Origin of the sequence: Commensalibacter papalotli (ex Servin-Garciduenas et al. 2014) (genome assembly GCF_000527695.1) — a bacterium.
Classification (GTDB): Bacteria; Pseudomonadota; Alphaproteobacteria; order Acetobacterales; family Acetobacteraceae; genus Commensalibacter; species Commensalibacter papalotli.
Genome location: NZ_ATSX01000001.1, coordinates 1539644 through 1547573, shown reverse-complemented (window position 1 = coordinate 1547573; position 7930 = coordinate 1539644). Strand labels below are relative to the sequence as shown.

General features: G+C 35.7%; 9 protein-coding genes. 2 read left to right on the top strand and 7 right to left on the bottom strand.

All coding sequences use genetic code 11. The annotated features are described in order from the left end of the window. Positions 1 to 386: 386 nt before the first annotated feature. Genes COMX_RS07000 through COMX_RS06990 form a run of 3 tightly spaced genes read right to left on the bottom strand, consistent with a single transcriptional unit; the run spans position 387 to position 2646 of the window. The gene (locus COMX_RS07000; protein ID WP_034338535.1) at positions 387 to 1265 is read right to left on the bottom strand and encodes a hypothetical protein; all 879 of its coding nucleotides are present in this window, start codon (positions 1263 to 1265) and stop codon (positions 387 to 389) included. Positions 1266 to 1303: 38 nt separating this feature from the next. Beyond that, positions 1304 to 1921 carry a phosphatase PAP2 family protein gene (locus COMX_RS06995; RefSeq protein WP_051461949.1) on the bottom strand — a complete coding sequence of 206 codons (618 nt, stop codon included), beginning with the start codon at positions 1919 to 1921 and terminating at the stop codon, positions 1304 to 1306. Between the two features lie 26 nt (positions 1922 to 1947). Beyond that, complete coding sequence (locus COMX_RS06990; RefSeq protein ID WP_051461948.1) at positions 1948 to 2646, bottom strand: nucleoside/nucleotide kinase family protein; 699 nt, start codon at positions 2644 to 2646, stop codon at positions 1948 to 1950. Between the two features lie 257 nt (positions 2647 to 2903). Between COMX_RS06990 and COMX_RS06985 the strand changes: the two genes are divergently transcribed. Continuing rightward, positions 2904 to 3605, top strand: a complete 702-nt coding sequence (locus tag COMX_RS06985) for a nucleoside/nucleotide kinase family protein (RefSeq protein WP_034338533.1) — start codon at positions 2904 to 2906, stop codon at positions 3603 to 3605. Here COMX_RS06985 and COMX_RS06980 read toward each other — a convergent pair. Further along, positions 3595 to 4053, bottom strand: a complete 459-nt coding sequence (locus tag COMX_RS06980; protein ID WP_034338530.1) for a hypothetical protein — start codon at positions 4051 to 4053, stop codon at positions 3595 to 3597. The genes COMX_RS06985 and COMX_RS06980 overlap by 11 nt on opposite strands. Positions 4054 to 4160: 107 nt before the next feature. Continuing rightward, on the bottom strand, positions 4161 to 5549 hold the full coding sequence (locus tag COMX_RS06975) for a carbohydrate porin (protein WP_235176790.1): 1389 nt from the start codon (positions 5547 to 5549) through the stop codon (positions 4161 to 4163). A 288-nt stretch (positions 5550 to 5837) separates the two neighbouring features. Here COMX_RS06975 and COMX_RS06970 point away from each other — a divergent pair, with 288 nt between their 5' ends. Beyond that, the gene (locus COMX_RS06970; RefSeq protein WP_034338524.1) at positions 5838 to 6365 is read left to right on the top strand and encodes a D-glycero-alpha-D-manno-heptose-1,7-bisphosphate 7-phosphatase; all 528 of its coding nucleotides are present in this window, start codon (positions 5838 to 5840) and stop codon (positions 6363 to 6365) included. Here COMX_RS06970 and COMX_RS06965 read toward each other — a convergent pair. Beyond that, a complete protein-coding gene (locus tag COMX_RS06965; RefSeq protein ID WP_034338521.1) occupies positions 6357 to 6965 on the bottom strand; it encodes a GNAT family N-acetyltransferase in 609 nt (202 codons plus the stop codon). The two genes, COMX_RS06970 and COMX_RS06965, sit on opposite strands and share 9 nt — an antisense overlap. 5 nt (positions 6966 to 6970) lie before the next feature. Then, complete coding sequence (locus COMX_RS06960) at positions 6971 to 7879, bottom strand: LysR family transcriptional regulator (protein ID WP_034338518.1); 909 nt, start codon at positions 7877 to 7879, stop codon at positions 6971 to 6973. Positions 7880 to 7930: the final 51 nt, after the last annotated feature.

Below are 7930 nucleotides of genomic sequence, written 5' to 3'. Positions count from 1 at the left end.
CAAGTTTATCATAATCTAAATATTACAACTTATACGATAACACACATCTTAAAGTTGTAAATCAGATGCCTCTTAGCATCACTTAAAAGTGTATAAAGTCATAAATGATCAGATGATTATTTGTTTAATTTTAATATTGTAGATCTTATAAAAAAAGGCCCGATTTAACTAAATCTTTTTATTTTGGCTCTAAAGTTACAAGTTTTATTCCTTATTCTTTTTTTTTAATTTAGTAAGAGATTTACTAAGCTAGAAGAATATAAGTTTGTCAAACCGAGGCTTTATGGAATATTATCTGTAGATCAGAAATATGGATGGGAAATAACTTTGACAGAAAATTATTACATAGAAATTCTTTCATTATTTAAGGGGAATTAATGTAAATTCTACTTTGTTGTAAAATGTTTAATGAAATTAGCTAATCTTGATGATATTTCTTCAGGTATTATAAAATGATCAAAAAAGTAATTTTGAGTTTTATTTATTTTTCGCTCTATCAATATGTCGTGGTAGTCGCCCATAAGGCCATTAATCGTTGCTAGATATTGAAACGTTTGATGATGGTAAGACGAGGGGAATAATACATCAAACGTACCATATACAGCAGATAACATACTCATTTGTTTTCTAAGTGTATGAAATTGATGCGCTGAAACAGTCGAATTTTGTTGAGTTTCGTTTTGTATAAATGTTACACGTTTATTAACCGCAGAAGTGAAACTTTCAACGTCACAAGGGAAAAAACGATAGACTTCTTTTTTCAGTAAAGATTGCCCTTTTTTATTCCAAAGTGCGTTTAAGAGCAAGGCGTTAGGAATGACGATATTAGCTTTTTTATGTTTAAAGCCGTCTTGGATAATACCTAATAATGCTGTGGTACGCCCTAGTAAAAATGGAGGTTTGTGGCGTTCATCGAAGCCTCGGCAAGCATAACAAAGATGTTTAAATTTAGCTCTTACCATTTTGTATATGACTTTGTCTTCTTCAGATATATGATATGAAGAACAAAGTTGCTTAACAATTTCTGGGAATCGTTTATCTAATATGCCTTCTAACCAAAGTTGACGGCTGATCATAAAACCTTCGATAAGCTGTTTTTGTGTATAATCAAAATTTATGTGGCTGGGTAGATTGCTTTGTAAATCAACTTTATCATCTACACAGATCATGTCATAAAGTTGCTGACATTGTTCTTCCGAGAAATGAAAACGTTCAAAATCAACGATTTGTTTAGCGTGAATAGAAACGTTTTTTTTGAATATCATTTTATTCTCTTTTTATATATCAAATTTTTGTAAAAATATTATTGGCGCGGTAAATATTGATTAATGTAATTTTGTAAAGGGATAGATACTTTTGCTTGATAGGCGAAAGAAATCCACATTAAACCACCTCCCCATCCTGCAAGAACATCGCTGCACCAATGTGCACCCAAGGCTAATCTGGACCATCCAATGAGCAGGGATCCAAGTATGCAAAGAATTAACATAGATCGTTTTTGATCAAATATGAAATAACAGACAAATAAAAATGCAAGTGAATTGACAGAATGCCCACTGGGGAAACTATAGCTGATTGCATGAGTTAAAGGCTCATCAAATATAGGGCGAGCTCTGCCGACAGCAAGCTTTAATAATGTAAATACTATTCTACATGAGCCCATTGTAATTAAAACCCAGATGGCTTCATAAGCACGTTTTTTGAACCATAACCACCCCCCCAATAACAGCGTAAGCGGAGTAATGATTGTAAAAGAGCCTATTTTGGAAATGGCTTTAACAAGGGGGACATCATAATCAGAAGGAGAATATACTAAAATATGACTGAGCGTAGCGTCCCATGTCGTAAATAATGCAATTAGAATAGCAATACAAAATAAAGCCATTCCACTGACAAAGAGCGATTTATAATGAAAAGACAATAATCTACCCCAATAAAAGAGAAACCTTATAGAACTTGTTTTACCATATCCGTTACAGTTTGATAAACCTCTTTGTATGGTATTGTTGCATCAATATCAACAATATGTGCATTTTTAAATGAAAGCTTTGGGGTAACTTCCACTTTGGCTTTCAACAGATCATAGTCGTGATCTTGTTTACGTTGAAAAGCCGTGTCAACATCGATATTTAAACGAAAAATAAGATCAGGTTTCTCAGAGGCCATTTGCTCATAAAGTTTATATTCGCACTTGACGAGTTTAGAGATAAACCAGTTATTTGTATGAGCAGCAGATAACCCAGGACCATCGTAAAATCCACTGACCTCAGTTTGTGGATAGCGGTCTGTAATGATAGTGACCCCTTTTTTTCGTAAATTCATCATTTGTTTGAAATGATAAAAGCGGACGCAAGAAAATATAAAAATAACAATGGCGGTTAAAACGCCAGGGATTTTATTGCCTTTTTTCCTTGCTGTAGAAGCTTTTTTATCGATAATACGATCTAAGAAGGGGCCTATGAGTTTTATTTCTTTTATTTTGCGACCGATATTACCAGAGCCTTGTCCTAGGTAACAGCGTTTAGTTGGGCGTAATTTTGATAATGAATTGGTTAAATCAATACTGAGTGTAGATTTTCCTGAGCCATCACACCCAATAAAAGCTATCAAAGGGGCTAATTGTTTAGGAGGGTTTTGGTACGACATATATAATTTTCTAAAACTTTAACTATTTATTAGGCACAAATGATGTGAGCGTTTTTATTGTGTATAATATACTAATCAATATTCTCTCATTTCTGTGATAGTTTATCATCAAGTCATGATTAAGACTATTGTGTTTATACAGAGGTGATAGCATAATAGAGCGACTTATAATAGTTTATATTGATAAATCAAATCACATTTTATCGTAATTTATTGTAATATAGTGACAGCTAAATAAGGTTTAAAGAATATAATTTATGAAAAAAGATTCATACTTGCCCATTATTGCGATTATTGGTGTTGACGGTTCGGGAAAATCGACTGTTACGGCTGAAATTTGTGAATGGTTAAAGGGGGATTATCCTGTGCGTTCATGTCATTTAGGGCGCCAAACAGGAACGATTGGACGTAAGATTGCCAAGCTTCCTTTATTAGGGAAAAAATTAGATAAAAAGATTTCTGGAAAATCTCATGCTGCACGCGCTGAACAAGGACCAAAAGCAGGCGTTGCTTTGGTTATATTTTTATTATCTTTAAGGCGTGTTTATCGATTTTATAAAATGCTTCGGTTAAAAAAACAGGGCTTTTTAATTGTTACGGATCGTTATCCTCAGACTTCAGTCATTGGTGGGCTAGATGGGCCAGATTTAACGGTTGATTATCCTAAAAGTTTAATAGCTCGTTTCCTTACTCGTTGCGAGCGTCGTTTATATAATTGGATGGTAAGTCATAAACCTGATTTGGTTATTCGGTTAAATGTCGATCTTGAAACTGCGATGCAACGTAAACCTGATCATCGATTACATTCAATGGAAAGAAAAATAGCCACCTTTGATCAAATTACTTTTAATGGTGCGCCTATTGTTGATTTATACAGTCATAAACAGCCTCTTGCAGAAATGATACAAGAGGCTAAGAAACGTATTGCAAGTATCTTACCACAGAAAATCAGTAATTAGGCTCGTAAACGGGCATAGCTCTGCGAAAAACACCTCTAGTTTTATTTTGTGTTGGGTCTGCTGTTTGAGGAACAGGCATATTAAGGCCCATATCATATTTACCACGTTGGCGTTTGCTGTTGACCCATCCTTCTGTACCGTTAATTTTTTGCGAGCGTTTAGTATAACGGCCTGGCAAAAGAGCTGCGGGGCCGTTTTTATTTTTTAAGTCTTGTTGTTGTAATTCGGCTTGTTGTTGGCGAGCATTTTCAGCGGCTTTTTTTGCAAAAGGGGAAATGTCATCAGAGCTTTGTCGAGGATTAAGATGGTGGTCCTTGGGGACTTCGACTACAGGGGGAGGCGGACTATTTTTGTGGTGATTACGTGCATAGGTTTGTTGGTTACTTGTCATTCCAAAAGCAATAATTCCCAAGGCGAAACTATATAAAAAGTATTTTATGTTTAACATAAGAATAAATATCCTTATCAAGTTCTTTTAGAGGAAAATATAGGATTCTATCCTTAAAAGTTAATATCAAATCATGGCAATATTTAATATTTTAAAAATTAAATTGGTTAGAAAACAACATTCGTTCTGAAGCCTAATACAGCAGCATCTTTATATGTATTACGTGTAGCAGCCACATTGTGGAAAAATTCAAACACAGGCATAACCATTATACCACGATACACAGAAATACCATAGTTCGCCTCGAATAACATACTATTTGATTGAATTCCTGGGGCACCGTTTAATAAGCCGCTATAGATTCCATTCCCTCCAGAGACCATTCCATTATTGATTTGATATTGTTGCGCGCGACTTAACCCTCTGGGAACGGTATAATAAGTCATCATTAGGCCAAACTGATCATAAGGTCTGGCATGCCAAAAGCCACGATCTAATATACCGATATTATACAAATCTTTGAAATTCGCCGTCGTAGGAGAGTCATGCCCCCAGTTTGCAATAACATATAATCCATGATCTTTGACAGCATCATTACGATGAATCATTTGTCCCATCATGATCCAATATTGAGCACGATTATCTTTTTTACCAGACCCTGTAGCTTTGGCGGACCATGTATCAAAACGGCTGGTGTCTAGACCTGCGCCTATGCGCAAATAACCATTAAGATGTTTTTTACCAAAATTTGAGTCATACCCAAATTCCACAGGAACGAATGCGCCAGTTGCAGCACCAACGCCCCAGTTAAACCCAGCAGGGCCACCTTTTCCTTTTCCCCAAGGAGAACTTTCATAAGCGCCAACTTGTACATAAGTATTTTTGGTGGGTCGATAAAGGATCTTTGCCCCCCAATTCGTTCCAGGCCAAGGGGTAAAGCCTTGCTGTGATTGAATGCTTCGTGGTTGTCCGCAAGTGGCGATTAACATGAACTGACAAGCAAAAGGGCTGAGTGCAAAGTTGTTTCCAACACTATCACGTCCAAATCTGATTTCTACACGATCGTCCCAAAGTTTTTGTAGGCCATAGACATAGTTCATATGAAAAAAACGGCCATATCCGCCACCTTGGATTTCTTGTGCTTGGATTTGAGTATCTCCAATATAATCGGTACTGGCATTTCGACCAGCCAGATTTAGAATCATCATATGGGTTGAAAATCCTTTCCAACCGATGATTTTCTCCCAATCCATATCCACAGAAAAAGCAACTTGATGGGCATAATCAGCCCCTTTTCTTTTCCCGCCATTTATAATTCCTGCGGTTTCAGAAAGCCAGCTTAGGCCTAGTTGGATGCCATATTGATCAAGATACTTATTAACACCTCCAAGTAACAATTGTTGAGTGGGATCGCTGTCGGGGTTCCCTTGAGGGTTATTTAAATCAGAAACTTCTTCATCAGAGTTATCTCTGTGATCAATGATATGATCAAAATGTTTGTTTTTCTTTTGATGTAACACTGGTTTTGCAAAGGCAGAGGCGCAATGCAAGGTCATAATAAAACAGGTGCTTAAATAAAGTATAGAGCGAGGGTAGCTGGTAATTTTATTTATCATCCAATAATATTCTGCCTTTTAATGTTATAATTTGAATAAAATCAAAATTATATAAATTATATTAAGCGTGAATCATATCATATTTTCTGAAAAAGTAAAAAAAGACCATTTTTTTTTGTATTTTTAACCAATTTTTCAATAAAGTAAAAAATACTTTTGCTAGAATTAAAAGATAGATTGTATTTTTATAATAAGCCATCAAACATTGATTAATATTGGACTTTAAATATGTCACAAACTAAATTGAAACCATGTGTTTTCCTTGATCGAGACGGTATTATTAATCTTGATACTGGCTATCCTTATCGCAAAGAGGATTTGAAATTAATTGATGGCGCAGGGCATGCAATTGCCAAGATGAATCGTTTAGGATTTCTAGTGATTGTTGTAACGAATCAATCCGGGGTGGCCAGAGGATATTTCACCGAAGCTGATGTTCATCAATTTCACAGTTATATCGTCGAGGAGCTTGAAAAATACAATGCCCATATAGATGGTTTTTATTTGTGTCCTTATCATCCAGACGCAGTAATTGATGCTTATCGTCAAGAGCATCCTGATCGTAAACCCGAGGCTGGAATGATAGAACGAGCCATACAAGAATGGCCTATTGATCGTGCGCATTCTTTTTTAATTGGTGATAGGGATAGTGATATTCAGGCTGCGCAAAATGCCAATATCCCAGGTTATTTATTTCAAGGTGATAATTTGGATATCTTTATTCAAGATATTTTAAAGCAGAATTGTTTAGTATAAACCATTTAGTAATGCTGATAAGTGAATTTTAATGTTTGGCCATTCACTCGCTGCAATTGTATAGACAATAGTGTCACGAATGGTGCCGTCTTGTCTTAAAATATGTCCTCGTAAAACCCCATCTTTTTTGGCACCAAGCCTTTCAATGGCTTTTTGACTTTTAAAATTAAAAATATCGGTGCGAAGTACAACTATATTGGTTCGAAGTTGTTCAAAAGCATATTCTAATAATAAAGATTTGCAATTTGTGTTTACGTGCGTTCTTTGCATATTTTTTGCATACCACGTATAGCCGATCTCAAGCCTCCGCACATCGGGCGTAATTTCAAAAAAGCTGGTAGTGCCAATGATTTTTCCTGTTGTATCTTCTATTACAGCAAAAGGGTAACGTTCTTTGCGTGATTTTGCCTCAAGTGCTTCAGTGATATAATCTTTAACTTTCGAGGGATGAGGAATAACTGTGACCCGTAATTTCCACAAGTCCTCTTCATCAGTGATTTTTTGTAATCCTGATATATGTTGTAATGTTAAAGGTTCGAGGCGTACATTGTTTTTGGTAAGAATGAGATCTTGTTTTGGAAAAAAGGAGTGTTGTGTCATTATTTTTAATCCCAAGGGGCCTGTTTAGAGAATTGTTGAGCAAGAAAATCAATCATTACTCTGCTTTTCAATGGTACGTAATCTGAAGGAGGGTACATAATATATAAAGCAGCGTCTTGAATTGTAGGATAGTCGAGTTGAATTGGTACAAGTTGTTTTTTTATCAACTCTTGATTTAAAAGGAATTTGGGTAAATAGGCAATTCCTTGCCCCATAATTGCTGCATCTCTTAGAAATTCTCCATTATTTGCGGTTAAGGAGCCATTAACACGAATATTGTGTTCACCATTTTTACCAAATTTCCAGTAAGATCGGTTCATTAAAGTGCCCAGACTATATCGTAAACATTGATGGTTCGAGAGCTCTTGAATGCGTTGTGGTGTACCGTTTTCTTTTAAATAAGATGGGGAGGCACATAAAACAAATTCAATAGAGGCTAGCTTGCGTGCTTTGAGTGTGCTGGAAATCATTTTGCCAATGCGTAAGGATAAATCCCATCCTTCTTCAACCAAGTCTACAATCCTGTCAGTTAGTCCCAGTTCAATAGAGATATCAGGATATTGTTGGGAAAACTGCATTAATAAAGGAGAGAAATGTCTTAGAGTTAAAGAAAGAGGCGCATTTATTTTTAAATGTCCCTTGGGACTTACATGTTGTGCTGTAATAGTTTGTTCTATGGCTTCCATTTCTGATAAGATTTTATCACAGCCTTGATAAAATAGAGTACCAGCTTCAGTTAGTGAAATCTTGCGAGTTGTGCGATGTAATAAGGTGCAGTTTAATCGTTGTTCCAAAGCATTAATATGTTTGGTGACCATGGTAGGAGACAGGTTAAAAGCCCGACCAGCTGCAGAAAAACTGCCTGTATTGACCACTTTGATAAAGATTTGCATGCTGGTAACACGATCAAGCATTTTATTTCACACCTATAGTTTATAATCTTTTAATAAAAATATGTATTATAA